The 25,842-nt window shown below is 72.6% G+C and carries 26 protein-coding genes; 14 read left to right on the top strand and 12 right to left on the bottom strand.

Annotated elements, in window-relative coordinates:
• The first annotated feature begins 426 nt into the window (after positions 1 to 426).
• Positions 427 to 2,340 carry a glutamine--fructose-6-phosphate transaminase (isomerizing) gene (glmS, locus tag ABZ780_RS28520; RefSeq protein ID WP_357006989.1) on the top strand — a complete coding sequence of 638 codons (1,914 nt, stop codon included), beginning with the start codon at positions 427 to 429 and terminating at the stop codon, positions 2,338 to 2,340.
• Positions 2,341 to 2,343: 3 nt separating this feature from the next.
• Here the strand turns inward: glmS and ABZ780_RS28515 are convergent, their stop codons facing one another.
• Entirely contained in the window at positions 2,344 to 3,936 is a 1,593-nt protein-coding gene (locus ABZ780_RS28515) for an alpha/beta hydrolase (protein WP_357006992.1), read from the bottom strand.
• On the bottom strand, positions 3,933 to 4,229 hold the full coding sequence (locus ABZ780_RS28510) for a type VII secretion target (RefSeq protein ID WP_357006996.1): 297 nt from the start codon (positions 4,227 to 4,229) through the stop codon (positions 3,933 to 3,935). The genes ABZ780_RS28515 and ABZ780_RS28510 overlap by 4 nt, the downstream gene beginning before the upstream one ends.
• A 174-nt stretch (positions 4,230 to 4,403) precedes the next feature.
• Between ABZ780_RS28510 and ABZ780_RS28505 the strand changes: the two genes are divergently transcribed.
• The 6 genes from ABZ780_RS28505 (at position 4,404) to ung (ending at position 9,856) form a co-directional block, all read left to right on the top strand.
• Positions 4,404 to 4,772 (top strand): holo-ACP synthase, encoded by a 369-nt coding sequence (locus ABZ780_RS28505; RefSeq protein WP_357006999.1) that lies wholly within the window; start codon positions 4,404 to 4,406, stop codon positions 4,770 to 4,772.
• A gap of 55 nt (positions 4,773 to 4,827) precedes the next feature.
• Positions 4,828 to 6,303 (top strand): NAD(P)H-hydrate dehydratase, encoded by a 1,476-nt coding sequence (locus ABZ780_RS28500; protein ID WP_357488047.1) that lies wholly within the window; start codon positions 4,828 to 4,830, stop codon positions 6,301 to 6,303.
• Between the two features lie 84 nt (positions 6,304 to 6,387).
• Positions 6,388 to 7,506: an alanine racemase gene (alr, locus tag ABZ780_RS28495; RefSeq protein ID WP_357488046.1), complete on the top strand. Its 1,119-nt coding sequence runs from the start codon at positions 6,388 to 6,390 to the stop codon at positions 7,504 to 7,506.
• Positions 7,503 to 8,606 (top strand): alpha/beta hydrolase, encoded by a 1,104-nt coding sequence (locus ABZ780_RS28490; protein ID WP_357488045.1) that lies wholly within the window; start codon positions 7,503 to 7,505, stop codon positions 8,604 to 8,606. Before alr ends, ABZ780_RS28490 begins: the two co-directional genes overlap by 4 nt.
• The gene (gene tsaE / locus ABZ780_RS28485; RefSeq protein WP_357007013.1) at positions 8,603 to 9,085 is read left to right on the top strand and encodes a tRNA (adenosine(37)-N6)-threonylcarbamoyltransferase complex ATPase subunit type 1 TsaE; all 483 of its coding nucleotides are present in this window, start codon (positions 8,603 to 8,605) and stop codon (positions 9,083 to 9,085) included. The genes ABZ780_RS28490 and tsaE overlap by 4 nt, the downstream gene beginning before the upstream one ends.
• Positions 9,086 to 9,154: 69 nt before the next feature.
• The gene (ung, locus tag ABZ780_RS28480) at positions 9,155 to 9,856 is read left to right on the top strand and encodes a uracil-DNA glycosylase (protein WP_357007016.1); all 702 of its coding nucleotides are present in this window, start codon (positions 9,155 to 9,157) and stop codon (positions 9,854 to 9,856) included.
• 118 nt (positions 9,857 to 9,974) lie between these two features.
• On the opposite strand, the gene ABZ780_RS28475 is transcribed toward ung, so the two are convergent.
• A complete protein-coding gene (locus ABZ780_RS28475) occupies positions 9,975 to 10,679 on the bottom strand; it encodes a helix-turn-helix transcriptional regulator (protein WP_357488044.1) in 705 nt (234 codons plus the stop codon).
• A 390-nt stretch (positions 10,680 to 11,069) separates the two neighbouring features.
• Between ABZ780_RS28475 and tsaB the strand changes: the two genes are divergently transcribed.
• Genes tsaB through ABZ780_RS28455 form a run of 4 tightly spaced genes read left to right on the top strand, consistent with a single transcriptional unit; the run spans position 11,070 to position 13,537 of the window.
• Positions 11,070 to 11,747, top strand: coding sequence for a tRNA (adenosine(37)-N6)-threonylcarbamoyltransferase complex dimerization subunit type 1 TsaB (tsaB, locus tag ABZ780_RS28470; RefSeq protein WP_357008174.1), 678 nt, complete (start codon positions 11,070 to 11,072; stop codon positions 11,745 to 11,747).
• Positions 11,744 to 12,229: a ribosomal protein S18-alanine N-acetyltransferase gene (gene rimI / locus ABZ780_RS28465; RefSeq protein WP_357007022.1), complete on the top strand. Its 486-nt coding sequence runs from the start codon at positions 11,744 to 11,746 to the stop codon at positions 12,227 to 12,229. The genes tsaB and rimI overlap by 4 nt, the downstream gene beginning before the upstream one ends.
• Entirely contained in the window at positions 12,222 to 13,268 is a 1,047-nt protein-coding gene (tsaD, locus tag ABZ780_RS28460; RefSeq protein WP_357007025.1) for a tRNA (adenosine(37)-N6)-threonylcarbamoyltransferase complex transferase subunit TsaD, read from the top strand. Before rimI ends, tsaD begins: the two co-directional genes overlap by 8 nt.
• A 14-nt stretch (positions 13,269 to 13,282) precedes the next feature.
• Positions 13,283 to 13,537 carry a hypothetical protein gene (locus ABZ780_RS28455; RefSeq protein WP_053660576.1) on the top strand — a complete coding sequence of 85 codons (255 nt, stop codon included), beginning with the start codon at positions 13,283 to 13,285 and terminating at the stop codon, positions 13,535 to 13,537.
• A 28-nt stretch (positions 13,538 to 13,565) separates the two neighbouring features.
• Here the strand turns inward: ABZ780_RS28455 and ABZ780_RS28450 are convergent, their stop codons facing one another.
• The 8 genes from ABZ780_RS28450 to ABZ780_RS28415 all read right to left on the bottom strand — a co-directional run bounded on the left by ABZ780_RS28450 (position 13,566) and on the right by ABZ780_RS28415 (position 21,117).
• On the bottom strand, positions 13,566 to 14,306 hold the full coding sequence (locus ABZ780_RS28450; protein ID WP_357007028.1) for a DUF4142 domain-containing protein: 741 nt from the start codon (positions 14,304 to 14,306) through the stop codon (positions 13,566 to 13,568).
• 123 nt (positions 14,307 to 14,429) lie between these two features.
• The gene (locus ABZ780_RS28445; RefSeq protein WP_357007031.1) at positions 14,430 to 14,738 is read right to left on the bottom strand and encodes a DUF1707 domain-containing protein; all 309 of its coding nucleotides are present in this window, start codon (positions 14,736 to 14,738) and stop codon (positions 14,430 to 14,432) included.
• Positions 14,739 to 14,757: 19 nt separating this feature from the next.
• The gene (locus ABZ780_RS28440) at positions 14,758 to 15,939 is read right to left on the bottom strand and encodes an ROK family protein (RefSeq protein WP_357007034.1); all 1,182 of its coding nucleotides are present in this window, start codon (positions 15,937 to 15,939) and stop codon (positions 14,758 to 14,760) included.
• A gap of 23 nt (positions 15,940 to 15,962) precedes the next feature.
• Positions 15,963 to 17,225, bottom strand: a complete 1,263-nt coding sequence (locus ABZ780_RS28435) for an ABC transporter permease (protein ID WP_357007037.1) — start codon at positions 17,223 to 17,225, stop codon at positions 15,963 to 15,965.
• On the bottom strand, positions 17,222 to 18,046 hold the full coding sequence (locus ABZ780_RS28430; RefSeq protein ID WP_357007040.1) for an ATP-binding cassette domain-containing protein: 825 nt from the start codon (positions 18,044 to 18,046) through the stop codon (positions 17,222 to 17,224). The genes ABZ780_RS28435 and ABZ780_RS28430 overlap by 4 nt, the downstream gene beginning before the upstream one ends.
• Before the next feature lie 110 nt (positions 18,047 to 18,156).
• Positions 18,157 to 19,251 (bottom strand): substrate-binding domain-containing protein, encoded by a 1,095-nt coding sequence (locus ABZ780_RS28425; protein ID WP_357007043.1) that lies wholly within the window; start codon positions 19,249 to 19,251, stop codon positions 18,157 to 18,159.
• A gap of 179 nt (positions 19,252 to 19,430) precedes the next feature.
• Positions 19,431 to 19,910 (bottom strand): Cys-tRNA(Pro) deacylase, encoded by a 480-nt coding sequence (gene ybaK, locus ABZ780_RS28420; RefSeq protein WP_357007045.1) that lies wholly within the window; start codon positions 19,908 to 19,910, stop codon positions 19,431 to 19,433.
• A gap of 10 nt (positions 19,911 to 19,920) precedes the next feature.
• The gene (locus tag ABZ780_RS28415) at positions 19,921 to 21,117 is read right to left on the bottom strand and encodes a methyltransferase domain-containing protein (protein ID WP_357007047.1); all 1,197 of its coding nucleotides are present in this window, start codon (positions 21,115 to 21,117) and stop codon (positions 19,921 to 19,923) included.
• A gap of 258 nt (positions 21,118 to 21,375) precedes the next feature.
• Here ABZ780_RS28415 and groES point away from each other — a divergent pair, with 258 nt between their 5' ends.
• The 3 genes from groES (at position 21,376) to ABZ780_RS28400 (ending at position 25,108) form a co-directional block, all read left to right on the top strand.
• A complete protein-coding gene (groES, locus tag ABZ780_RS28410; protein ID WP_030330046.1) occupies positions 21,376 to 21,690 on the top strand; it encodes a co-chaperone GroES in 315 nt (104 codons plus the stop codon).
• Between the two features lie 70 nt (positions 21,691 to 21,760).
• On the top strand, positions 21,761 to 23,401 hold the full coding sequence (groL, locus tag ABZ780_RS28405) for a chaperonin GroEL (RefSeq protein ID WP_357007049.1): 1,641 nt from the start codon (positions 21,761 to 21,763) through the stop codon (positions 23,399 to 23,401).
• A gap of 123 nt (positions 23,402 to 23,524) precedes the next feature.
• Complete coding sequence (locus ABZ780_RS28400) at positions 23,525 to 25,108, top strand: molybdopterin-dependent oxidoreductase (protein ID WP_357488043.1); 1,584 nt, start codon at positions 23,525 to 23,527, stop codon at positions 25,106 to 25,108.
• 129 nt (positions 25,109 to 25,237) lie between these two features.
• Here ABZ780_RS28400 and ABZ780_RS28395 read toward each other — a convergent pair whose 3' ends face one another.
• On the bottom strand, positions 25,238 to 25,621 hold the full coding sequence (locus tag ABZ780_RS28395) for a WhiB family transcriptional regulator (RefSeq protein ID WP_357007054.1): 384 nt from the start codon (positions 25,619 to 25,621) through the stop codon (positions 25,238 to 25,240).
• Positions 25,622 to 25,842 lie beyond the last annotated feature (221 nt).

Raw genomic sequence — 25,842 nt, 5'->3', positions numbered from 1 at the left:
GCACTCTCTGCCTTGGCATAAGGGGCATTCCACGCATGAGGGCGACGGAAACTGCAAGATCGCCGGGTCGGGTCGGTCGGGGCTGAGTCGGCTAGGTCGGGGCAGGTCGGGGCAGGACGGGCGCGGCACGGCAGGGCGGGGCAGAGGGCGGGGCGGGGCGGGCGAGCAGGGCAGGTGGGGCGGGGGTGGGGTGGGCGTACAGGTGGGGCGGGGTGGTGCTGTGTGGGCGGGGCTGCGGGCGAGGGTGGGGTAACGCGGCTGGGTGGGGTGGGAACGGGTATGGCGCGTCGAGGCTGTGGGCCGGCTCTGTTTCGGCGGTCGGCTTGTCCTGGTCTGGACACTCAACCACTCATCGCTCAGATTCGGTGATTGATAACCCGGCTTTCGAGCAACCGCGATGAGCGAAACTGGGTTAGGCTGCGGGCCATGTGTGGAATCGTGGGATACGCGGGCGCGCGCCCCGCACTGGGCATCGTGCTCGACGGGCTGCGGCGGCTGGAATACCGCGGCTACGACTCGGCGGGCGTCGCGATCGTCTGCGACGACCAACTGCTGACCGAGAAGAAGGCCGGCAAGCTCGCCAACCTGGAGAAGGTGCTCTCCGAGCGGGCCGCCGACGACCCGACCTCCTGCGCGGCCAGCCCGATCGGCATCGGTGACGGCATGACCGGCATCGGGCACACCCGCTGGGCCACCCACGGCGGCCCGACCGACCGCAACGCCCACCCGCACACCGCCCCTGACGGCCGGGTCGCGGTCATCCACAACGGCATCATCGAGAATTTCGCCAAGCTCCGCGCCGAGCTGGAGGCCGACGGCGTCCAGTTCACCAGCGACACCGACACCGAGTGCGCCGCGCACCTGCTCTCCGCCGCGCTGGCCGACCTGCGTGCCGCTGGCCAGCCGGACAGCCCGCAGCTGCTCGCCGCCGCCATGCGGGTGGTCTGCCAGCGGCTGGAGGGCGCGTTCACCCTGCTCGCGGTCGACGCCGCGGTGCCCGGCGCGGTCGTCGGTGCCCGGCGTAGCTCGCCGTTGGTGGTCGGCCGGGGCGACGGGGAGAACTACCTGGCCAGCGACGTGGCCGCGTTCATCGAGCACACCCGGGACGCGGTGGAGCTGGGCCAGGACCAGATCGTCCTGATCACCGGCGACAGCATCGAGATCACCGACTTCGACGGCCAGCCCGCCGCCGGCAAGGACTTCCACATCGACTGGGACTCGTCGGCTGCCGAGAAGGGTGGCTACGACTGGTTCATGCTCAAGGAGATCGAGGAGCAGCCGCAGGCCATCGCCGACACACTGCTCGGCCGGCTCACCGAGACCGGTGAGATCGCCCTGGACGAGGTCCGCCTCAGCGACCAGGATCTGCGCGACGTCGACAAGATCTTCATCGTGGCCTGCGGCACGGCGTACCACTCCGGCATGGTCGCCAAGTACGCCATCGAGCACTGGACCCGGATCCCCTGCGAGGTGGAGCTGGCCAGCGAGTTCCGCTACCGCGACCCGGTGCTCGACCGGTCCACGCTGATCGTGGTGATCTCGCAGTCCGGCGAGACGATGGACACCCTGATGGCGCTGCGGCACGCCAAGGAGCAGAAGGCCCGGGTGCTGGCCATCTGCAACACCAACGGCTCGACGATTCCCCGCGAGTCCGACGCCGTGCTCTACACCCACGGCGGGCCGGAGATCGCCGTCGCCTCCACAAAGGCGTTCCTCACCCAGCTCGTCGCCTGCTATCTGATCGGGCTGCACCTGGCCCAGGTACGCGGCATCAAGTTCGCCGACGAGGTAGGCGCGGTCGTCGCCCAGTTGCAGGAGATGCCGGGCAAGCTGCGTGAGCTGCTGGACCGGATCGAGCCCGTCCGCGAGCTGGCCCGCGAGCTGAAGTCCGAGCCCACCATCCTGTTCATCGGCCGGCACGTCGGCTACCCGGTCGCGCTGGAAGGCGCACTCAAGCTCAAGGAACTGGCGTACATGCACGCCGAGGGCTTCGCGGCCGGCGAGCTGAAGCACGGCCCGATCGCTCTGATCGACAAGGGCACCCCGGTGATCTGCGTGGTGCCGTCGCCGGTCGGCCGGGGGATGCTGCACGACAAGGTCGTCTCCAACATCCAGGAGGTACGGGCGCGCGGCGCCCGCACCATCGTGATCGCCGAAGAGGGCGACGAGGCTGTCGTCCGGTACGCCGACCACCTGATCTACGTGCCGCGTACGCCGACCCTGCTGGCGCCCCTGGTCACCACGGTGCCGCTCCAGGTGCTCGCCGCCGAGATCGCCGCCGCCCGGGGGCACGACGTGGACCAGCCCCGCAACCTGGCCAAGTCGGTCACCGTCGAGTAGCCCTCAGCGGCCCAGCACGACCCGGGCCATCCCGTCCAGTGCGGGGTTGCCCGGGTCCCAGTAACCGGAGTGCCCGCCCGGGCCACTGCGGAAGACCCGACCGCCGAACCCGGGATCGGATGGATCGTGACCGAACCACAGCTCGTGGCCGGTGCGGTCGGGCCAGCCCAGCACGGCGGCGAGTGGCGCCGTGCCGAGCAGGGCCCGCCGGCCCAGCTCGTCCACCGGCTGGGCCAGGCGGATCACGTCGTCGGGGGCCTGGCTGGCCCAGACTTGCGCCGGTGGCACGCCCAACTCGCCGGCGTGTGCCGCACCGACCCCGGGTGAGCCGACGAACACCAGCGCGTCGGCGGCCAACCCGTGCTCCCGGGCGGCCACACCCACCACGAGCGACCCGTAGCTGTGCCCGAGCACGGTCTGCCGCGCAGGAGGTCCCTCGTGGCTGGCGCGCAGCCCTTCCTGGAAGCGGTGCAGCGCCGGGCCCGCATCCCGGGCCTGGCCGGCCGACGCCGCCTCGTGGAGGAAATCCGGCGCGTCGTAGTCCAGCCAGAGCACCGCCGCGCTGCGCTCACCCGGGGCGAGCGCAGCGCACCGGTCCAGGACCCGCGCCGCCCGACCCAGCTCGCCGGGGGCGTCGTCCAGACCGGAGCCCGTCCCCGGCACGTACGTCAACACCCGGTCGGCCTGGTCCGGGTCGCCGAGCGCCACCACCACCCGGCCCTCGCCTGCGGGATCCAGCCCCAGCAGGTACGCCCGCGGTTCCCCGGCCACCGTCAGGCGCTCGGCCAGCGCGTCCAGGCCGGCCAGCCGCGCCGCCACCGCCCGCAGCCGAACCGAGGCGACCGGCCCCGGAGGAACCCGTGCCAGCAACCGTCGCCGCTCGGCGAGCAACTCCGCACGCCGGGACCCGAGCAGCAGCCGGTTGGCCTGGTCACGGGCGGCCACCGGCACCCCGTCCAGGCGGCCGACCAGGGCCGGCTCGCGCAGGACCAGCCATCGCCGCTGGGCTGGGGTCAACCCGGACCACCAGGCGCGCACCAGGGCCGGCGAGGCCCCGGAATCGGGTCGACCGGGCGGCGGCGGGGAAGCCCAGCCGGACGCGGCGGCGCGGGCCAGCTCGTCCAACCGGGCGGCGGCTGCCCGGTCCGCCGCCCCGGCCCGGTCGAGCGCGTCCCGCAGCGCCGCCGCCACCCGTGCCGCCGCCAGGCCGGTCCGCTCGGTGGGCCGCACTCGGGCCGGATCGACGTGCACCCCGCCCGCCCGGTCCACCGCCAGACCGGCCGCATCGGCCAGGGCGACCGCCTCGCCAAGCCGGGCCTTCGCCGCCACCAGCCGTCCGGCCAGATCGGCCAGCACCTGGTCGGCCTCGATCAGCGCGGGCGTCACCGACACCAGCTCGTCGCGCAGACCGCCGAGCCGGGCGTCGGCCGCCGTGGCCGCCGCACCGGACCAACCGCCCCGCAACCGCCCGGCAGCACCGCCCAACCCGTCGACGCGCCCCTGCACCGGCCCGGTCAGCCCGGCCCAGGCCGCGCCGGCGGCCCGCCACCCGCCGGGGTCGGCCTCCCAGAGCTGCCGGTAGCCGACGCCGGTCACCGGGGCAGGGAGGTGAACCGGCCGGCGGCCCGGTCGTCCACCGTCTCGTACGCCTCGGCCGACGCCCGCACTCCACCGGCGGCCGCCGCCACCCGGGCACCCAGCCGGCGGAACCAGGCGTGCCCGGCCGCCTCCAGCCCGGCCAGAGCCGCGGCAGCCCGCCAACCGGCCGCCGGCACCAGCAGGCCGGGCACCCTGGCCAGGCCCAGCGCCAACCCGTACGCCTCGTCGTCGAGCGCGCCGGCCACAGCGCGCAACTCCTGCGGCCGGACGGTGAACGGCTCCTCGGTCATGACCCCACCCCCGTGGACGATCGGCATCGACGCGCTGACGCTAGACGGGCCTGGGGCGCTCCCGCGGTGCCCTGTGGACAGCCGCTCAGCGCCGTACCCCGTGGTGTCCACAGGCGTTGCCCACGGCGTGCCCGACGGCTAATCTGCGGCCCGCGCCGCCGGTAGGGTGGTCTGGTGATCGTCGCTGTCGGCATCGACGTCGTGCTGGTGGACCGGTTCGCGCGGTCCCTGGCGCGGACGCCGCTGCTCGCCGACCGGCTCTTCACCCACGCCGAGCGCGCCACCCGATCCGGCAGCCCGCGCTCGCCTGAGTCGCTCGCCGCCCGCTTCGCCGCGAAGGAGGCCGTCGCCAAGGCGCTCGGCGCCCCGGCCGGGCTGAGCTGGCACGACTGCGAGATCGTGCCCGACCCGGACGGCCGTCCCTGGCTGACGGTCTCCGGCACCGTCGCGGCGGCGGCCGTCGCGCGGGGGATCAACAATTGGCATCTCTCGCTGTCGCACGACGGCGGGATCGCGTCGGCCATGGTGGTCGCGGAACGGTGACGTCGATCGGGTGGGCCCGGCCGGCCCGCCCGCGAACCGGATGGGACACGGTGACATGAGACCGGTGTGGCGGGTGGCCGACGTACGGGCGGCCGAGGCGGGGCTGATGGGCACGCTGCCGGAGGGCACGCTGATGCAGCGCGCCGCCGCCGGGCTGGCCCGCCGGGCCGCGCTTCTGCTCGCCGAGCGGGGCGGGGTGTACGGCGGTCGGGTGCTGCTGCTGGTCGGCTCCGGTGACAACGGCGGCGACGCGCTCTACGCCGGGGAACGGCTGGCCCGCCGGGGCGTCGAGGTGTCCGCCCTGCTGATCACCCCCGGACGGGCGCACGCCGAGGGCCTGGCCGCGCTGCGGGCCGCCGGTGGCCGACTGGTCGACCGCCCGGACGGCCCGGTCGACCTGGTCCTCGACGGCATCGTCGGCATCGGTGGCACGGGCGGGCTGCGGGCGAGCGCCGACGAGATGGTCCAGCGCCTCGGCGCGCTGCGCGGCCGGGACGGCCACCGGGCCACCGTGCTGGCCGTCGACGTGCCGAGCGGGGTTGCGGTGGACACCGGGCACGTCCCGCTGGCCGCGTCCGGCCGGCCCACCGCGGTACGCGCCGACGTGACGGTGACGTTCGGCGCGCTGAAGCCCGCCCTGGTGGTCGGGCCGGCAGCCGCGTTGGCCGGGCAGGTGGAACTTGTCGACATCGGGCTGCGGTCGTGGCTGCGGGGCACACCCGCGCTGCGGGTCACCGAGTGGTCCGACGTCGTGCAGTGGTGGCCGGAGCTGGGCGCGGCGTCGGAGAAGTACACCCGGGGCGTGGTCGGGGTGGCGACCGGCTCGGCGACGTACCCGGGTGCGGCGGTGCTCTCCGTCGGCGGGGCCCTCGCGGGGCCGACCGGGCTGGTCCGCTACGCCGGCGGTGCCCGGGTCGAGGTGCTGCACCAGCACCCCTCGGTGATCGCCACCGATCGGGTCGCCGAGGCCGGCCGGGTGCAGGCCTGGGTGTGCGGCTCCGGGTTGGGCACCGGCGACGACGCGGCGGCCGAACTGCGAGCCGTCCTGGCCGCCCCGGTGCCGGTGGTGCTCGACGCCGACGCGCTGACCCTGCTGGTGGACGGCTCCCTCGCCGACCGGCTGCGCGGCCGGGACGCGCCGATCGTGGTCACCCCGCACGACCGGGAGTTCACCCGGCTCTGCGGGGAGGAGCCCGGCGCCGACCGGGTCGGGGCCGCACTGCGGCTGGCCGCCTGGATGAACGCGGTGGTGCTGCTCAAGGGGGACCGCACGGTCATCGGCACGCCGGACGGCCGGGCGTACGTCAACCCGACCGGCACTCCGGCGTTGGCCACCGGCGGCACGGGTGACGTGCTGGCCGGGCTGCTCGGCTCGTTCCTGGCGGCCGGGGTACCGGCGGACCGCGCCGCCGCCGCTGCCGCGTACCTGCACGGGCTGGCCGGTCGGGAGGCGGCCCGGGGCGGCCCGGTGACGGCGCCCGACGTGGCGGCCGCGCTGCGTCCGGTCATCGCCCGGCTGGACGGATCATGATGGTTTCGGGTCAGCTGGTCGGATCGGCGGGTCGGGCCGTGCGTCGCCGCCCGCAGTGATCAGGGCGGAAAGTAGGCTGGGTGCATGTGGCAGGCCGAGGTACGCGTTGATCTCGACGCGATCCGCGAGAACGTGAGCCGGCTCCGCTCCGGCACCACCGCCGAGGTGATGGCGGTGGTCAAGGGCGACGGGTACGGCCACGGCATGCTCCCGGTCGCCCGCGCGGCCCTCGACGCGGGAGCCGACTGGCTCGGCGTCTGCACCCTCGACGAGGCGCTCACGCTGCGTCGAGCCGGGATCACCGCGCCGGTGCTGGCCTGGCTGCTCGCACCCGGGTTGCCGCTGCACGAGGGGGTCAGTGCCGGTGTGGACCTGAGCGCGGCCAGCCTGTCCCAGCTGGACGAGATGGTTGAGGCGAGCCGGCGTGCCGAGCGTCCGGCCCGACTGCACCTGAAGATCGACACGGGGTTGTCCCGGGGTGGCGCGACAGTCGCCGACTGGCCGGCGCTGCTGGACGCCGCCGCCAAGGCGCAGGCCGACGGCCTCGTCGAGGTGGTCGGTGTGTGGAGCCACTTCGTGTACGCGGACATGCCCGGCCACCCGACCACCGATCGGCAGCTCGCCGTCTTCCACGAGGGCCTGGCCATGGTCGAGCAGGCCGGCCTGCGGCCGCGCTGGCGGCACCTGGCCAACTCGGCGGCCACCCTGACCCGCCCCGACACCCACTTCGACCTGGTCCGCCCGGGGCTGGCCGTCTACGGTCTCTCCCCGGTGGCCGGCGACACGTACGGGCTGCGGCCGGCGATGACCGCACGGGCCCGGGTGATGCTCACCAAGCGGGTGCCCGCCGGCACCGGCGTCTCCTACGGGCACACCTACACCACGGCGGCGGACGCGAACCTGGCCGTGGTGCCCCTCGGGTACGCCGACGGCGTGCCCCGGCACGCGTCCAACACCGGGCCCGTGCAGCTCGCCGGCGCGCGGCGGACCATCTCCGGGCGGGTCTGCATGGACCAGTTCGTGATCGACTGCGGGGACGACCCGGTGGTCGACGGCGACGTGGCGACGCTGTTCGGTGACGGCACCGACGGCGCACCGACCGCCGACGACTGGGCCGAGGCGGTCGGCACGATCAACTACGAGATCGTCACCCGGTTCGGCAGTACGCGCGTACCCCGGCTGTATGACGGCGAACGACCATGAGTTATCGGATTCCGCGTCCTCGGACGGCGGCCGGCCGGGTCGCCGGCCTGCTGGGCGCCGCGGTGGGGGTGGCCGCGGCCGGCCTGGCCGCCGGCGTCGCGACCGAACGCACCCTGGTGCGCCGGCTCAAGGCCGACCCGACCGACCGCTACGCGCACGAGACGTTCGACGAGCAGCCGTGTGACGAGGCGTTCCGGCTGGAGTTGCCGGACGGCACCGACATCCACGTCGAGGTGGTCGAGCCGACCCGCCCGGTGGCCGGGCACCCCACGGTGGTGCTGGTGCACGGCTTCTGCCTGGACATGGGCACGTTCCACTTCCAGCGCCAGATGCTCGCCGCGCGCGGCGACTACCGGATCGTCGCGTACGACCAGCCCGGTCACGGCCGGTCCGGCCGATTGGAGACCGGCGAGTACGACCTCGCGGTGCTGGGTCGAACGCTGCGCGAGGTGATCGACCGGACCACCCCGGACGGGCCGCTGGTGCTGGTGGGCCACTCGATGGGCGGCATGACCATCATGGCGTTCGCCGAGCTGTTCCCGGAGCTGTTCGGTGACCGGGTGGTGGGCACCGTGCTGATGGCCACCTCGGGCGGCCTGATCGCGGAGACCAAGCTTGTCGCACCGGCGCTGCTCGGCAGGGTCGGCGCCCCGGTGCTGTACATGGCCAGCAACGCCACCCGGTACGGCGGCCAGGTCATCGACAAGGCCCGCAGGTCCACCTCGAACGTGGCCTGGCTGCTCACGCGCAGGTACGGCTTCGGCACGCGCAAGCCCAGCCCGGCGCTGGTGTCGTACGTGGAGATGATGAACTCACGGACGTCGGCCGACACGGTGACCCGTTACCTGCGGACCATCGCCACGCACTCGCGATTCCCGGCGCTGGCCGCGCTGGCGAACGCCCCGGTGCTGGTGGTCGTCGGCGACAAGGACATGATCACTCCGGTGACCCACTCCGAGGAGATCGTCCGGCGGTTGCCGCACGCCGAGTTCGTCAAAATCGAGGACAGCGGGCACGTGGTGATGCTGGAGCACGCCGACGAGGTCAACGCCGCCCTGGAGCGGTTTCTCGGGTCACTGGAGAACGTGGAGGACCGGTGAGTCACGTCGTCAAACTGCCGACCGTCGAGGACACCCGGGAGTTCGGCCGTCGGCTGGCCGGGCTGCTGCGGGCCGGTGACCTGGTGCTGTTGACCGGCCCGCTGGGTGCCGGAAAGACCGCGCTCACCCAGGGCGTCGGTGCGGGGCTCGGCGTACTCGGGGACATCACCTCCCCGACGTTCGTGATCGCCCGGGTGCACCGGCCCGACCCGGCACGGGGCGGCCGGGTGTCGTTGGTGCACGCCGACGCGTACCGGCTGGGCGACGCCAGCGATCCGCGTGCCGAGATCGACGACCTGGACCTGGACGCCTCGGTGGACGAGTCGGTGACCGTGGTGGAGTGGGGCGAGGGCCTGGTGGAGCAGTTGGTCGACGCGCACCTTCGCGTCCGCATCGACCGCCGCGACGACGACACCCGGATCATCGAGCTGGACCCGGTGGGTGGTGACTGGGCCCGGCGGCTGGCCGATCTGGGTTAGGCCGGCGGGCCACTGTCGTACGCGATGCCTAGAGTGCGGGGGACCGACCCGCGCTGTGAGAGGTTCCTGATGCCCGACGACGCCCCCGCCCTGGATCTGTTGGCCCTGTTGCCGGAGCAGTGGCGTGCCGTGCTCACCCCACACCTGGACCCGGCCCGCACGGCCGCGCTGGCCGAGTTCGTCGCCCGGGAGTACGCGACACACACCGTCTTCCCGCCGCTGGCGGACCTGTTCTCGGCATACCAGCTCTGCCCGCCGCAGGGCACCCGCGTGTTGATCCTCGGGCAGGATCCCTACCACCGGGCCGGGCAGGCCCACGGGCTGAGCTTCAGCGTCCGGGACGGGGTGGCGGTGCCGCCGTCGCTGCGCAACGTCTTCAAGGAGTTGGGCGAGGACCTGGGCGTGCCCAAGCCGCCCAACGGCAACCTCGCCGGCTGGGCCGCCCAGGGCGTGCTGCTGCTCAACGCGGTGCTGACCGTGCGCCAGGCCACGCCGGGCTCGCACGCCAACGCCGGCTGGGAAGAGTTCACCGACGCCACCATCCGGGCGCTGGACGCGTCGCCGGACCGGGTGGTCTTCCTGCTCTGGGGCGGCTACGCCCGTAAGAAGGCCGCCCTGGTCACCAACCCGCAGCACGTGGTGCTGGAGGCCGGTCACCCCAGCCCGATGAACCCGCGCGGCTTTCTCGGGAGCCGTCCGTTCAGCGCGGCCAACAAGGCCCTCGCCGACGCTGGCCTGCCCACCATCGACTGGGAACGCACCACCGGCTGACCGCGCCGGCCGTCTGCTGACCGTGCCGGCCGTCTGCTGACCGCGCCCGTGCGCTGGGCGTGGTGCGCCGTTCGTCTGGCCGGTCGTGCCGGTGCGGCCCCCGCTGCCGGCCGGTGGGTCAAGCCTCGCTGGCCAGCTGCCGGGCCCGATAGCGGCGCAGCAGCTCGGCGGCCCGCGGTTCGGTCAATTCCAGCTCGACCAGTGGCACCACCTGGTAACCCCGCCCGTCGTGGCGTACCTCGATCGTTTCGGGCAGTTCATCGCACATCGTGGCCTTGATTTCGCCGTAGCGGGTCGACCAGCGGTGCTCGCCCTGCTCCTCGGGGTCCAACCACACCCCGCCGAACTCGCCCCAGCGGGCGTTCCACCGCTGGCCGTAGTTCGCCTCCAGCCAGCGGGTGAACTGTTTCGAGTCCTGCCATCGCAGGGCGATCTCCAGCGCGTCGACCGGCACCGGCGCGCCCTGCAACAGCGCAGCGGTGCTTCCGGTGATCACCTGCGGGAGATCGGGGAGCCGGTCGAGCAACCGATCCAGACCCAGCTCATCGATCCGCTCGGCGATCGGTCGGGCGGCCAGGTCGTCGATCCGGGCGTCGAGGTGCGCGTCCAGCGGCTCAACCCCCACGACCAACTGCACGTCCATCGCGGCGAGCAATCGCTCCAGCAGCGGGATGCTCGGCGGGCGCTCGCCGCGTTCGATGTGGGCCACCGCCCCCTGGCTGACCCCAGCCAGCGCGGCCAACTGACGCTGGCTCAACTCGCGCAGTTGTCGTTGCTGCCGCACTGCGGCGCCGAGGAGGGAGGCAAGGCGAGTGGAAGACATCCCGGCATGGTGGACCAGGCCGAGATGCCCGCGAAACCAGTACGGCGTATTGACGACTCGGCGTCGCTCCGGCCGAGGGCTGCTCCGGCCGATGACCTGTGGGCGGGCGGCGGGCCCTGTCCCGATGAGCGTGATGTCTGTGAGACATCAAAATGTCTCACAGACATCACGCTCGTTGAGGGATGCGCCTCCCGTCACCGTCGAGTGGCTGACCAGGCCGCAGACGGTGGCCGCGAGGGGTGGGCCGGAACGGCGGCCGCTGGCGGTGGCAACCGGTAGGGCCCGAGCGACGCCTATGCGGCGGGTGGCGAGGCTGTGGGCGTGGGCGGGAGCTTGACCGGGGCGGGGCGTGACCGGGTGGTGGCGGTGGGGCGGCTAGGCTGGCTTACCGTGCTCGTACTCGTGGTGGACAGCTCAACCCCCGCGGTGACCGCAGCGTTGGTGGAGATCTCGGCTGCCGGCCTGACGTCCCGTGCGTACCGGTGCACGGTCGACGCCCGCGCGCACGGTGAACTGCTCGCGCCCCAGATCGACGCGGTCCTCGCCGACGTCGACGCGCGCCCGCGTGACCTGACCGCCATCGTCGCCGGGCTCGGCCCGGGGCCGTTCACCGGGCTGCGGGTTGGCCTGGTCACCGCCGCCACGATGGGTCAGGTGCTCGGCATCCCCACGTACGGCGTCTGTTCCCTGGATGGGATCGGCCACCCGGCAGCCGCCGGCGAGCCGGTGCTGGCTGCCAGCGACGCGCGCCGCCGGGAACTGTACTGGGCCGTCTACGACGGCGCCGGCCAGCGCATCCTCGGCCCCGAGGTGTCCACGCCGGTGGTGGCCGCCGCGCACGCCCGGGAGTTGGGTGCGACGGTCGCGGTGGGCGACGGTGCGCACCGGTACGCCGAGGTCCTGGAGCTGCCGGTCCGGGTCGAGCCCCGCTACCCGGATGCCACCGTGCTGGCGCGGCTCGCCGCCGAGCGGATCCGGGCCGGCGCCCCCGGTGAGCGACTCACCCCGCTCTATCTGCGCCGTCCGGACGCCGTGGCAGCGACCGGGCGCAAACCGGTCCTTCCGTGAGCACGACCGTCCGGCTGGACCCGTTCCGCTGGTGGCACGTCGAGCAGGCGATGCCGATCGAGGCGGACCTGTTCGGCGCCGAACAGTGGTCGCCCGCCATGTTCTGGAACGAGCTGGCCAACGGGCACTACTACCGGGTCGCCGCCGACACCGACGGGACCGTCCTCGGCTACGCCGGGCTCGCCGGAGCCCCGCCGGACGAGGTGTGGGTGCAGAACATCGCCGTCCGACGGGACGTCCAGAGGCGCGGCGTGGGACGTGCCCTGCTGGAGGACCTTCTCGCCGAGGCCGCCCGGCGAGGCGCCCGCAACACCCTGCTGGAGGTCGCCGTGGACAACGCCGCCGCGCAGCGGCTCTACGCGATGTACGGGTTCGAGCCGATCGGGGTGCGGCGCGGCTACTACCAACCGAGCAACACCGACGCGCTGGTCATGCAGCGCGTCGCCGAGCCGACCGGAGATGGACCACACGACGATGGCTGACGAACCGCTGATCCTGGGCATCGAGACCTCCTGCGACGAGACCGGCGTCGGCATCGTGCGGGGGCACACCCTGCTGGCCGACGCGCTCGCGTCAAGCGTCGAGGAGCACGCCCGCTTCGGTGGCGTGGTGCCCGAGGTGGCCAGCCGGGCCCACCTGGAGGCCATCGTGCCGACCATGCAGCGGGCCCTGACGGAGGCCGGGGTCACCCTCGCCGACATCGACGCCATCGCGGTCACCTCCGGGCCGGGGCTCGCCGGCGCCCTGCTGGTCGGCGTGGCCGCCGCCAAGGGGTACGCGCTGGCCGCCGAGAAGCCGGTGTACGGCGTCAACCACCTCGCCGCCCACGTCGCGGTGGACACCCTGGAGCACGGGCCGCTGCCGGAACCCGCCATCGCGTTGCTCGTCTCCGGCGGGCACTCGTCCCTGCTGCTCGTCGACGACCTGGCGAGGGGAGTCACCCCGCTCGGGGCCACCATCGACGACGCGGCCGGTGAGGCGTTCGACAAGGTCGCCCGACTGCTCGGGTTGCCGTTCCCGGGCGGGCCGCCCATCGACCGGGAGGCCCGGGCCGGCGACGCCGCCTCGATCGCCTTCCCGCGCGGCCTGACCGCCGCGAAGGACCTCGCCGCCCACCGGTACGACTTCTCGTTCTCGGGGCTGAAGACGGCGGTGGCCCGTTGGGTCGAGGCGCGGCAGCGCGCCGGCGAGCCGGTGCCGGTGGCGGACGTGTCCGCGTCCTTCCAGGAGGCGGTCTGTGACGTGCTGACCAGCAAGGCGCTCGCCGCCTGCCGGGCGAACGGGATCGACACGCTGGTGATCGGCGGGGGAGTTGCGGCGAACTCGCGGCTGCGGGCGCTGGCCGAGCAGCGGGCCGAGAAGTACGGCATCCGGGTCCGGGTGCCCCGGCCGAAGCTGTGCACCGACAACGGGGCGATGGTGGCCGCGCTCGGTTCGCACCTGGTCGCCGCCGGGGTCGCGCCGAGCCGGCTGGACCTGCCGGCCGACTCGGCGCTGCCGCTGACCACGGTCAGCGTGTGACGGGGGCACCGGAGATGATCGTGCGGATGTGGGAGGCGCGTGCCGAGGCGTACGGTGTCGCCGACCTGATCACGTGGGTGTGCGACACCGCCCTGCCCGAGTTGGAGCACGACCCGCTGCACGTGTCCAGCGAGGTCTTCTCCTCCACCGACCACCGGGTGGTGGTCATCTCCAAATGGCGCAGCAACCCGCGTCCGCTGCCCGATCCGCCCGCCCTGTTGGTGGCCCGCGCCCCGCACTCCTGGGATTTCACCCAGGTCGACCGCTGACGGGGGCCACCAGCGCCGCCGCCGCCGATCAGTTGCGGCGCAGCATCCGGTAGGTGGCGATTCCGCCGGTGCCCAGAGCGGCGAGGAAGACCAGCCAGACGACGGTGCTGCTGACCCCGACCTGTGGACCGGTGTTGGCCGCGGCGGCGGCCAGCAGCCCGTCACTGCCGGGAGCGGGCAGCGCGGCCGGCGGCAGCTCCGGCCAGCGGACCAGCCCGGTGCTCTCCAGCATCTGCATGTGGTGCATGACGAAGCCGTTGGCGTCGTCGCAGAGCTTGCGGACGGTCGCGTCGCGGGTGCTGGCCCGCACCGCGCCGATCACCGGGAAGATCTTGCCGTGGGCCACCCGGAGCCGGGTGACGAAGATCTGGTCGAACCGGGCGCCGGAGGCCTTCTGCATCTCCGCCAGCCAGCCCTTCTGCTCGGCGGTCGGCTCGCTGGGAATCGTCGCCCCGAGCTTGTTGGCGGCGTCCACGACGAGCTGGTCGAGCTGCTGGTGCTCGTTGGCGATGCCCGCGCCGATCTCCCGGACCTTGGCCGACTGCCCCTTCTCGGCCGCCATCTGACCGGCGGGCATCTCCCACAGCCCGGCCAGCCGCACCCCGTTGAGCAGCGTCATGTCGGCGGCGTTGAGCTGCTGGCCCCCGGCGGGAGCGGCGACGGCCACGCCGGGCAGCACACCGATCCCCGCGACGATCGCGATGAGCAGCATCGCCGCCCGGTGGGTCCGGTGGCCCGGCTGGCGACGGGCGGATCTGAGCGGTGCCATGTCTGGGGTGCCTCCTCGGTCCGGACCGAACGCGTCTGGACCGGGCAGCCGCTGTCTGCCGGCTGCCCGTCCGTCCACTGGTACGGACTGACCGCTCGATCAGTTCATCGGTCGGGGCGCGGATCAGCGGGTGATGGCGAGGAAACCACCGAGCAGCAGCAGGGTGAGCGCGGCGACGGCGAAGAGCACCAGCAACTCCCGGCGGCCATGCCCGACGGGGTCGCCGCTGCCGGAGGTTTCGGCGCCGGAGCCGGGCAGGGCCGGCAGGTCACGGGTCAGCACCGCCAGGTCACCGAGGGTGCGCGCTGTCCACACCGCAGCGGCCCGGTCGGAGAACTCGTCCAGCGTCAGCCGGCCCGCCGTGGTGTGCCGGTGCAGCTCGGCGACCACCCGGTGGCGGTCGTCGTCGGAGGCACGCAGCTCGACATCCACGCCGGACAGGGTACGCGGATCAGCCCACGTCGAGGGGGTCCGCGAGGAGCCGTTCGAAGGCCAGTTCGGCGGCGCCGATCAACGGTGCGTCCTCGCCCAGTTGCGGGGTGCGCAGCCGGACGTGCTCCAGGCACGCGCCGAGCGCGTTGGAGTTGAGCCGGCTGCGGACCTGGGCCGCCGCGGCGAGGTAGAGGTCCCGCATGGTGCCGCCGAAGATGACCATCTCCGGGTTGAAGACGTTCACCAGGTTGGCCACTCCGAAGCCGAGCCAGTCGCCGGCCTGGCGTACCGCCGACTGGGCTCGGGCGTCACCGCGGTCGGCGGCGTCGAAGACGGCCAGCAGCGCCTCACGGCCGCGGGCGTCGGAGCGTCCGGCGGCGCGGAGCAGGCCGTGCTCGCCGATCTCGGTCTCCCAGCAGCCCCGGGACCCGCACTCGCAGGGCCTGCCGTCGCGGACCACCTTCATGTGGCCCACCTCGCCGCCGTACCCGCCGTGCCCGGTCAGCCGGCGTCCTCCGGCGATGATGCCGGCGCCCACGCCGACGTCGCCGTACAGGTAGATGACGTTGTCGCAGCCGGCTGCGACGCCCCGCGCGTGTTCGGCGAACGCCGCCACGTCGGCCACGTTGCCGACCGTGACTGGAACGTCGATGCCCAGTTCGGCGCCGAGCGCCGCGCCGATCGGCTCGTCCACCCAGCCGGTGGCGGGGCCGAGCCGGACCAGGCCGTCGTCCCGGCGGACCATGCCGCAGACGGCCACGCCGGCGCCGACACAGATCGCGTCGGCGGGTATCGCCTGCTGCATGTCCTTGACCGCGCCGGCCAGCAGCGGCGCGGCCTCTGCGGCCAGCAGGCCGCGCGGTCGGTCCAGGTCCCGGCGGTCCAGCACCGCGCCGCCCAGACCGACGCGGGCGGCGCGCAGTCGGTCCACCTCAACGGAGTACGCGTATGCGTACACCCGGTCCGATTCGGGCCGGACGACCAGCGACGGACGTCCGGCCCGGCCGGTCTCCTTCGGAGTGCCCTCGCTGACCAGCCCCACCGCGGTCAGGTCGGCGGTGAGCGCGCCGATGGTGCTGCGGTTCAGCCTCAGGGTGGTGGTCAGTTCGGCCCGCGTGGTCGCCCCGTGGACGTGGACGTGTCGCAGCAGAGCCCCGAGGTTCTGCCGCCGGACCTCGTCCTGGCTTGGTGCCGGGCGCATGTGGTGTCACCTCCCCCGCGTGGTCAGCGGGTGCCGGTGGCGGCTGCCCGGCGGCGGGAGAAGGCGTCGACGCTGGCGGCGAGCATGAGCACCACGCCGGTGACCACGTACTTGACTCCCGCGCTGTAACCCATCAGGCCCATTCCGTTGTCGATGACCGCGACCACCGCTCCGCCGAGCACGGCGTCGAAGACCCGGCCCTTGCCACCGAAGAGGCTGGTGCCGCCGATCACCGCCGCGCCGACGGCGTAGAGCAGTACGTTACTGCCCCCGGTGTTGGGGTCCACAGAGTTGGCCCGGCTCGCGGCCACGATGCCCCCGACGGCGGCCATCGAGGAGCAGATCACGAAGACGGAGATCCGGATCCGGTCCACCTCGATGCCGGCGCGACGGGCCGCCTCCCGGTTGCCGCCGACGGCGTAGATGTGTCGGCCGTAGCTGGTGCGCTGGAGCACGAAGGTCCAGACGATCAGCAGTACCGCGATGACCGGCACCACGATCGGCACACCCTTGAGGGAGACGACCAGCACGTTGCGGCTGCGCTCCAGGTTGAGGATGAAGACCGCCGTGCCGAGCAGGACGGCGAGCCCGACGATCCGGGCGGCCACGACGGCCAGCGGATCGGTGATCAGGCCCCGGGCGATCCGGTTGCGGTGCCTCAGCAGTTGCACGGCCGCGTAACCGGCGACCGCCACGATGGCGAGCACCCAGCCCAGGATGGGGCCGAGGTTGCGGTTGGCGATGGCGACAAGCACGTCGTCGCGGACGGAGATGTTGGTGCCCTCCTTCATGAGCATCAGCACGATGCCCTGGAAGGCGAGGAACCCGGCGAGGGTGACCACGAAGGACGGAATGCCGATCTTCGCGACCAGCAGGCCGAGGGTGGTGCCGATGACCACGCCGGTGGCGACGGCGGCGAGCACGGCCACCCACCAGGGGTAGCCGAGCACGGTGACCACATTGGCGAGTACGGCGGCGCAGACGCCGCTGGCGAAGCCGGCGGACAGGTCGATCTCGCCGAGCAGCAGCACGAAGACCAGGCCCATCGCGATGAGCGTGACCGCCGCGCCCTGGGTGAAGAGGTTGGCGAAGTTGCCGGCCGACAGGAACGACGACGGCCGCATGACCGCGAAGACGGTGCAGAGCACGATCAGGCCCAGCACCGCGGGCAGCGCACCGACGTCGCCGCCGCGTACCCGACTCAGGTAGGTGCGGGCATGGCTCCCGACGGTCGGCGGCGGTGTGACGGCCGCTGGGCCGTCCTTCCGCACGGCGGTGGTGGTCATCGGTCGCCTCCTGAGGTCGAGTCGGCCAGCTGGTTGCCGTTGCCGTTGCCGCCCGTACCCGGGTCGGTGGCGAGGCCGAGCCCGCCCGAGCGCCCTGCGGTGATCAGCTCGACCACCTGGGAATGGGTGATGTCGGTGGTCTTCACCTGGGCGACCATCTGGCCGAGGTACAGCGCGGCGATGCGGTCGGAGACGGCGAAGACGTCGTTCATGTTGTGCGAGATGAGCACCACGGCAAGGCCGTTGTCGGCGAGCCGGCGGACCAGTTCGAGCACCTGGGCGGTCTGCGCGACGCCGAGGGCGGCGGTCGGCTCGTCCAGGATGACCAGCTTGCTGTTCCACAGCACCGCCTTGGCGATGGCCACGGTCTGTCGCTGGCCGCCGGAGAGGCTGGAGACGTGCTGGCGCAGCGAGGTGACGGTGCGCACGGAGAGCCCGGCGAGTGTCTCGGCGGCGAGCTGCTCCATGGTCGGTTCGTCGAGGACGATGCCGCTGCGCTTCTCCCGGCCGAGGAACATGTTCTGCACGATGTCGAGGTTGTCGCAGAGCGCGAGGTCCTGGTAGACGACCTCGATGCCGAGCGCGGCGGCGTCGCGGGGGCTGCTGATGTGGACCTGTTCGCCGTTGAACAGGACCTCACCGGCATCGGTGGGGTGGATGCCGCTGATGCACTTGACCAGGGTCGACTTGCCGGCGCCGTTGTCGCCGACCAGCGCGGTGACTTCGCCGGGGTGGACGGTCAAGGCGACGTCACGGAGCACCTGGACGGGACCGAAGCTCTTGTCGATCCCACGTAGTTCCAGCAGGGGGGTCGCGGTCACGAGGTCTCCTTAGGGGAGTGTGGGGGCCCGCCCGGCGGACGCCGCCCGGCACGGGAGGGTGCTCCCGTGCCGGGCGGCGGGTGTCGTCCCGGCGGGTACTGCGTCGTCGGTCAGCTGATGCCGGCGTCGGCGCAGAGCTTGGCGTACGTCCCGGCGCAGACCTCTTCCTTGGTCACGTACCCGTCGGCGATGACGTCCTTGACGTTCTCCTTGTAGATGGCCTTCGGGGTGAGCAGCACCGAGGGGACGTCGCGGCCGCCCTCGGGGTCCTTCACCGTCTGGCCGGTGTCCTTCTTCTCGCCCTTGGCCAGCGCGATGGCCAGGTCGGAGGCGGCCTTGGCCTCTTCCCGGACGGCCTTGTAGACGGTCATGCACTGGTCACCGTTGAGGATGTTCTGCAGGCCCTCGGTGCTGGCGTCCTGCCCGGTGACCGGGACCTTGCCGTTGAGCTTGTTCTTCTTCAGCACGGAGATGGCCGCGTTGCCGAGGCCGTCGTTGGCGGCGAGCACGCCGTCGATCTTGCCGTTGGCCTTGGTGAGCTGCTGCTCGAAGATCGTCGTGGCCTGCGCGTTGTCCCAGGCCGGTACGGCGTCCTCGGGGCCCTTGACGTATTCCTTGGCGTCGAACTTCGGCTTGAGCACCGAGTCGTAGCCGTTCTTGAAGAGGGTGGCGTTGTTGTCGGTGGGGGAGCCGTTCAGGTACGACACGACCGGGTTCTTGACGCCCTGGGCGGTCAGGCACTTCGCCAGGCCCTCGCCCTGGAGCTTGCCGACGGTCTCGTTGTCGAAGCTGACGTAGTACTGGGCCGAGCCGCCGAGGGTGAGCCGGTCGTAGTCGATGGTGGCGACGCCCTGCGACTTGGCCTTGTCGAGGACTGCCTTACCGGTGCCGGAGTCGAGGTTGACGATCATCAGGACGGTGACGCCACTGGTGATCATCTGGTCGGCGATGGTCTGGAAGGCGGACTTGTCGTTCTGCGCGTTCTGGATGTCGTACTGGACGCCGGCGGCCTCGAACGCTTCCTTGAGGAACTTGCGGTCCGCGGTCTCCCAGCGGACGGACGACTTGCTGTCCGGGAGGATCACGCCGATCTTGGGAGTCTTGGCGGTGCTGGCCTGGTCGTCGCCGGAGTCGTTGCCGCAGGCGGTCATGCCGCCGGTCGCGAGCAGGCCCACGGCGGCGATGGTGAGGATCCCCTTACGCATGTGCAGGGTCCTTTCGGAAGGTGGGGGAGGTGTAGTTTTGTTGTGCCCGGCAACGTATTTCGCCACGCGCCGAGTCCACAAGACCGCGTAGGTGCCGAGTTTGTTGATAGCGATAACAATTCAGCAACGCGGCTGTTACGCCCCGGCCATCCGCCAGACGTCGACCGTCATGACGGTCCTCAGTGGCTCTGCAACACCGCGGTGCGGGCCTCGGTCAGCGCCACCAGATCGGCCGCCGCGAGTTCGAGTTGCAGACCCCGCCGGCCAGCGGAGACGTAGATCGTCGGCAGGTCCAATGCGGATTCGTCCAGCACGGTGGGCAGCCGCCGACGCTGCCCGAGCGGGCTGATGCCGCCGCGCACGTAGCCGGTGGCCCGCTCGGCGACCGCCCGATCGGCAAGGGCCGCCCGCTTGCCACCGACCGCCGCAGCGAGCGCCTTGAGGTCCAGCTCGCCGGTGACCGGGACGACGGCCACGGTGAGCGCGCCGTCGACCTCTGTCACAAGTGACTTGAACACCCGCTCCGGTGCCACGCCGAGCGCCTCCGCCACCAGCGCGCCGTAGTTGGGCACGTCCGGCGACACCCGGTACGGGTGCGTGCGGTGCGCGACCCCGCGCCTGACCAGCAGTGCCGTCGCCGGAGTGCCCTGTCCCGCCACAGCTGAGAACCTAGTCGACCGGCCGGCAGACCAACACGGTCGGTGCCCCGGCGACCCGGGTGAGCACCAGACTCGCCGCCTGGTCGCCAGCCAGCCGCAGGTCCCGCCGCAACTGCTCCGGGGTGAGCGCCGAACCTCGCTTGAGGATCTCGACCCGCCCCACCCGGCGGTCCCGCAGCAGTGCCCGCAGGCGCTTGAGCGAGAACGGCAGCACGTCGGTGATCTCCAGGCAGCGCGCGTACGGGGTGCGGGTCGGCTGGTCGGCGTAGAGGTAGGCGATGCTCGGGTCACCGAGGGTGGCGTCCAACTCCTCGGCCAGCTCGGCGACGAGGTGTGCGCGGACCACCGCCGCGTCCGGGTCGTACAGGTAGCGGCGCGGTGGCCCGACCGGGGCCTCGGCGGCACCCGAGCCGGTGAGCTGGTGGCGGCGGATCTCGGCGCCCTCCTGCCGGTAGAGGGTGGCGCGGCGGGTCGCCTGGGCCAGCTCGCCGCACCAGAGCGCAGCCTCGACGAGGTCGCCGTCGACGCTTACCCATTCCGCCTCCGCGCCGGGTGGGATGAGCGCGTGGTCCAGCCCCGGCGCCACCTTCACCACCGTGCGTGGCACCCGCTCGGCCAGCCCGGTCACGAAGTCCCACGGCGGCGAGTAGGAGCGCGGGTCGAAGATCCGCCGGCCGGTGCCGGCCCGGCGTCGGGCCGGGTCGCAGAAGACGCCGTCGACCCGGGACACGTCGAAGGAGGTGGCGTCGCCGCACTCGACCGTGAACCGCTCCGCCAGCCCTGCCGCGGCGGCGTTGGCGGCGGCCATCGCGGCGGTCACGGGGTCGGCCTCCACCCCGTACACCCGGATGCCGGCGCGGGCGGCGGCGAGCGCGTCGGCGCCCAGGCCGCAACCGAGGTCGGCCAGGGTGTGCACGCCGGCCGCCCGCAGCCGTTCGGCGCGGCGGTCCGCGACGACCCGGCGGGTGGCCTGCTCCAGTCCGGCGCGGGTGAGGAACATCCCAGCGGCGGCCGGGCCGAACTTGCCGACCGCCCGGTGGCGCAGTTCGGCCTGGGTGAGCGCCGCCGCGGCCAGCGCGGGCGGCACCCCGGTCGCGCGCAGCGCCGACGCCGCGGCCAGCGGGTCGCCGCCGGCCAGCCTGGCCGCCGCCGTGAGCGCGGCCGACCCCTCGGGGGTACGCAGCGCGGCCAGTTGGTCGAGATCCACCCGGTCATTGTCCGGGTGGATCCGGAAATCCAGGCTGGCGGGGCGCGACTCGCTGGCACTCTCCTTGACGGAGTGCTAGCCACGGAATAACCTGCGATTAGCACTCTCACCCCGAGGGTGCCAGCTCCCGGGTCTCGGCCCGGGTGCGCAACGCCAGGCGGACCGGCACCCGCGACGACGGCCCCGCCCGGTGGCATGAGGCAGATTGACGCTGGCCGGCCGCGCCGGCCGGTAACGAAACCAGTACCCCAGGAGGGTATGCCCGTGACTACCGCGACCAAGGTTGCGATCAAGCCGCTCGAGGACCGCATCGTGGTCCAGGCGAACGAGGCTGAGACCACCACGGCGTCGGGCATCGTGATCCCCGACACCGCCAAGGAGAAGCCGCAGGAGGGCACTGTCCTCGCTGTGGGCCCGGGGCGCGTCGACGACAACGGCAACCGGGTTCCGGTTGACGTTCAGGTCGGCGACACCGTCCTCTACTCGAAGTACGGCGGCACCGAGGTCAAGTACGCCGGCGAGGAGTACCTGGTGCTCTCCGCCCGCGACGTCCTCGCGGTCATCGAGAAGTAAGCAACCGATCAGTGTCGTTGCCCCGGTCCGGCTCGCCGGGCCGGGGCGACGTCGCTTCGAAGGGACATTTATGGCGAAGATCCTCAGCTTCTCGGACGACGCCCGGCACCTGCTGGAGCACGGTGTCAACGCCCTCGCTGACGCGGTCAAGGTCACCCTCGGCCCGCGCGGGCGCAACGTCGTCCTGGACAAGAAATTCGGTGCGCCGACGATCACCAACGATGGTGTGACCATCGCCAAGGAGATCGAGCTCACCAACCCCTACGAGAACCTCGGCGCGCAGCTGGTCAAGGAGGTGGCGACCAAGACCAACGACGTCGCCGGCGACGGGACCACCACCGCGACCGTGCTGGCGCAGGCGATGGTCCGTGAGGGCCTGCGCAACGTCACCGCCGGGACCAACCCGGCCGGCCTCAAGCGGGGCATCGACGCGGCGGCCGCCAAGATCTCCGAGGCGCTGCTCGGTCGGGCCGTCGAGGTCGCCGACAAGAAGTCGATCGCGAACGTGGCGACGATCTCCGCGCAGGACGCCACCATCGGCGAACTGATCGCCGAGGCGATGGAGCGGGTCGGCCGCGACGGTGTCATCACCGTCGAGGAGGGCTCGATGCTCACCACCGAGCTGGAGGTGACCGAGGGTCTCCAGTTCGACAAGGGCTTCATCTCGCCCAACTTCGTCACCGACCTGGAGGGCCAGGAGTCCGTCCTCGAGGACGCGTACATCCTGGTCACCACGCAGAAGATCTCCGCGATCGAGGAGCTGCTGCCGCTGCTGGAGAAGGTCCTGCAGAACAGCAAGCCGCTGCTGATCATCGCCGAGGACGTGGAGGGCCAGGCGCTCTCGACCCTCGTGGTCAACTCGCTGCGCAAGACTCTCAAGGTCTGCGCGGTCAAGGCCCCGGGCTTCGGCGACCGACGCAAGGCGATGCTCCAGGACATCGCCATCTCCACCGGCGCCGAACTGGTCGCCCCGGAGCTGGGCTACAAGATCGACCAGGTCGGCCTGGAGGTGCTGGGCACCGCCCGGCGCGTCGTGGTCGACAAGGAGAACACCACGATCGTCGACGGCGGCGGCCAGAAGGCCGACGTCGACGACCGGGTCTCCCAGATCCGCAAGGAGATCGAGGCCTCCGACTCCGACTGGGACAAGGAGAAGCTGGCCGAGCGGCTGGCGAAGCTCTCCGGTGGCATCGCCGTGATCAAGGTGGGTGCGGCGACCGAGGTCGAGATGAAGGAGCGCAAGCACCGCATCGAGGACGCCATCGCGGCGACCAAGGCTGCGGTCGAGGAGGGCACCGTGCCCGGCGGCGGCGCCGCCCTGGTGCAGATCCTTCCCGTGCTCGACGACGACCTGGGCTTCACCGGTGACGAGAAGGTCGGCGTCTCGATCGTGCGCAAGTCGCTGGTCGAGCCGCTGCGCTGGATCGCGCAGAACGCCGGCCACGACGGCTACGTCGTGACCCAGAAGGTCGCCGACATGGCGTGGGGCAACGGCCTCGACGCCGCCACCGGCGAGTACGGCGACCTGGTCAAGGCCGGCATCATCGACCCGGTGAAGGTGACCCGCAACGCGGTCACCAACGCCGCCTCGATCGCCGGCCTGCTGCTCACCACGGAGAGCCTCGTGGTGGAGAAGCCGGCGCAGGCCGAGCCGGCCGGCTCGGGCGGCCACGGCCACGGTCACGGCCACCAGCACGGCCCGGGCTTCTGACCCGTAGCACCACCGTTTCCGGGGCACACCGTCCATGGCGGTGTGCCCCGGTTCGTCTTCAAGGTGATCACTGAGCGTTGACGCCGTTGGCGACCCGGCGAGAGGACCGCGCACACTGGGCCGATGACCACCACGTCGCGCCGGTACGCCGCGCTGGCCGGAGTCACCGCCGCCGCCGCCACGATCGGGATCGCCGAGCCGGTGGCCGTGCTGACCGGCCCCCGGTCGGCGCCGCTGGTCGCGGTCGGCGGGGCGGTCGTCGACGCTGCCCCCGAGCCGCTGAAGCAGTTCGCCATCGACGTCTTCGGCACCGCCGACAAGATCGCCCTGCTGGTCGGCACCGCCCTGCTGCTGGGTGGGTTCGCCGCGCTGATCGGAGTGCTGGCGGTCCGCCGCCTGGCCCTCGGCCTGGCCGGCATCGCGGCGTTGGGCGCCGTCGGGGTGGCCGCCGCGTTGACCCGCCCCGGCGCGGACCTCGCCGACGCCCTACCGTCGCTGGTCGGCGGCGGGCTGGGCGCCCTGGTGCTCTGGCTGTTCATCGCGGGCCCGCTCGAACTGGACCCCTGGCCCTGGTCACCACCCACCCCACCCGCGCCGGCCACGGGCGGCCCGGCACCGGACCGGCCTGAGGGGGTCGACCCGGAGTCGCGCCGGCGGTTCCTCACCGGTACCGGGGTGCTGCTCGGTACGGCTGCGGTGGCCGGTCTGGGCGGGCGCTGGCTGGCCGGGCGGCGCGGGGTGTCGGCCGCCCGGGACGCGATCCGGCTGCCCGCGCCGGTGGCACCCGCGGCGGCGGTGCCGGCGGGCGCGGATCTCCCGGTGGCCCAGCTCGCGTCGTACGTCACCCCGAACTTCGGGTTCTACCGGATCGACACCGCATTGGTCGTGCCGCAGGTGGACCCGGACACGTGGCGGCTGCGCATCCACGGGCGGGTCGGCACCGAACGCACCTACAGCCTCGCCGACCTGCTGGCCCGGCCGCTGGTCGAGCGGTACGTCACATTGGCCTGCGTGTCCAACGAGGTGGGCGGGGACCTGATCGGCAACGCCCGCTGGCTGGGCGTACCCCTGCGGGAGCTGCTCGACGAGGTCGAGCCGGACGACGACGCCGACCAGGTCGTCGGTCGGTCGGTCGACGGCTGGACGTGCGGCACCCCCACCGCGGCCCTGCGCGACGGGCGGGACGCGCTGCTGGCGATCGGCATGAACGGTGAACCCTTGCCGGTCGAGCACGGCTTCCCGGCCCGGATGGTGGTGCCCGGCCTCTACGGCTACGTGTCGGCCTGCAAGTGGGTGACCGAGTTGGAGTTGACCCGCTTCGCCGACTTCGACGCGTACTGGGTGCCGCGCGGCTGGTCCCGCGAGGGCCCGATCAAGACTCAGTCGCGGATCGACGCGCCCCGGCGGCGGAACCGGCTGACCACCGGCCCGGTGACGGTGGCCGGGGTCGCCTGGGCGCAGCAGCGGGGCATCCGCCGGGTCGAGGTACGTGTCGACGGCGGCCCCTGGCAGGAGGCGGAGTTGGCCCCCACGGTGTCGGTGGACACCTGGGTGCAGTGGTCGTGGCGCTGGGACGCCACCCCGGGCGAGCACCAACTCCAGGTCCGGGCGACCGACGCGACCGGCGAGACCCAGACCGAGCGTACGCAGGGCGTCGTCCCCGACGGCGCGACCGGCTGGCACACGGTCCCCGTCCTGGTCCGCTGAGCACCCACCCACACAGATCTTGGACAGTTACCGTTCCGCGAACGGAAACTGTCCAAGATCTGCGGGCGATTACGTGCGAACCGCGCCCCCCGTGGCGGGGGCGCGGTTCGCGCGGATGTCGGGGGCGGGTCAGGCGACGTTGCGTTGGGCCGGGACGGTCGACTTGTGCGCGCGGCCCAGGCGGGCCTCCAGGCGGGCGACGTCGACCCGAGCGTGCCGGCGGTCGGCCAGGTCCTCCCAGCCGACGGCGAGCAGCCGCAGCCGCTCCGACTCGCTGAAGCCACCCCACACGCCGTACGGCTCACGGACCGACAGCGCGTGCGCGGCGCATTCGGCGCGGACCGGGCAGGCGCGGCAGACCGCCTTGGCGGACGACTCCCGACGCAGCCGGGAGGAGCCCCGCTCGCCGTCGGGGTGGAAGAACTGGGCGCTGTCCCGGCCTCGGCAGGCACCGAGCCGCTGCCAGTCCCAAAGGTCGACGATGGGTCCGGGCAGTCTACGTACGTTCGACATCAGCACCCCTCCTCCCGCGCGGCACCGCGAGATCCTTGTGGCCGGCTTCCGGGCGGCGGGCCGCGCAGGCGCACCGTTCCCGGCCTGGACCATCCGGTACCCACGCCGTCGCCGACTCACACACCTGTGATCGAAAACGCTCGGCAACTTGCGCCTTTTGCCCTAGTTGTCGGAAAAGTTCAAATGATTGCCCGGAACCCCCTCCTCAGCCGACGTCGTCA

The sequence above is a fragment of the Micromonospora sp. NPDC047467 genome (assembly GCF_040643095.1).
Lineage (GTDB): Bacteria > Actinomycetota > Actinomycetes > Mycobacteriales > Micromonosporaceae > Micromonospora.
Note: the sequence above shows the minus strand (reverse complement) of the source record. Positions and strands in the feature narration are given on the sequence as shown.

Excerpts from the sequence above, each read along its gene's own strand:
- groL (WP_357007049.1), top strand. The coding sequence starts at position 21,761 with ATGGCGAAGATCCTCAGCTTCTCGGACGACGCCCGGCACCTGCTGGAG.
- ABZ780_RS28400 (WP_357488043.1), top strand. The coding sequence starts at position 23,525 with ATGACCACCACGTCGCGCCGGTACGCCGCGCTGGCCGGAGTCACCGCC.
- ung (WP_357007016.1), top strand. The coding sequence starts at position 9,155 with ATGCCCGACGACGCCCCCGCCCTGGATCTGTTGGCCCTGTTGCCGGAG.
- ABZ780_RS28490 (WP_357488045.1), top strand. The coding sequence starts at position 7,503 with ATGAGTTATCGGATTCCGCGTCCTCGGACGGCGGCCGGCCGGGTCGCC.
- ABZ780_RS28435 (WP_357007037.1), bottom strand. The coding sequence starts at position 17,225 with ATGACCACCACCGCCGTGCGGAAGGACGGCCCAGCGGCCGTCACACCG.
- ABZ780_RS28395 (WP_357007054.1), bottom strand. The coding sequence starts at position 25,621 with ATGTCGAACGTACGTAGACTGCCCGGACCCATCGTCGACCTTTGGGAC.
- tsaD (WP_357007025.1), top strand. The coding sequence starts at position 12,222 with ATGGCTGACGAACCGCTGATCCTGGGCATCGAGACCTCCTGCGACGAG.
- ABZ780_RS28455 (WP_053660576.1), top strand. The coding sequence starts at position 13,283 with ATGATCGTGCGGATGTGGGAGGCGCGTGCCGAGGCGTACGGTGTCGCC.
- alr (WP_357488046.1), top strand. The coding sequence starts at position 6,388 with ATGTGGCAGGCCGAGGTACGCGTTGATCTCGACGCGATCCGCGAGAAC.
- ABZ780_RS28475 (WP_357488044.1), bottom strand. The coding sequence starts at position 10,679 with ATGTCTTCCACTCGCCTTGCCTCCCTCCTCGGCGCCGCAGTGCGGCAG.
- groES (WP_030330046.1), top strand. The coding sequence starts at position 21,376 with ATGCCCGTGACTACCGCGACCAAGGTTGCGATCAAGCCGCTCGAGGAC.
- ABZ780_RS28450 (WP_357007028.1), bottom strand. The coding sequence starts at position 14,306 with ATGGCACCGCTCAGATCCGCCCGTCGCCAGCCGGGCCACCGGACCCAC.
- ABZ780_RS28510 (WP_357006996.1), bottom strand. The coding sequence starts at position 4,229 with ATGACCGAGGAGCCGTTCACCGTCCGGCCGCAGGAGTTGCGCGCTGTG.
- ABZ780_RS28425 (WP_357007043.1), bottom strand. The coding sequence starts at position 19,251 with ATGCGTAAGGGGATCCTCACCATCGCCGCCGTGGGCCTGCTCGCGACC.
- glmS (WP_357006989.1), top strand. The coding sequence starts at position 427 with ATGTGTGGAATCGTGGGATACGCGGGCGCGCGCCCCGCACTGGGCATC.
- ABZ780_RS28440 (WP_357007034.1), bottom strand. The coding sequence starts at position 15,939 with ATGCGCCCGGCACCAAGCCAGGACGAGGTCCGGCGGCAGAACCTCGGG.
- ABZ780_RS28500 (WP_357488047.1), top strand. The coding sequence starts at position 4,828 with ATGAGACCGGTGTGGCGGGTGGCCGACGTACGGGCGGCCGAGGCGGGG.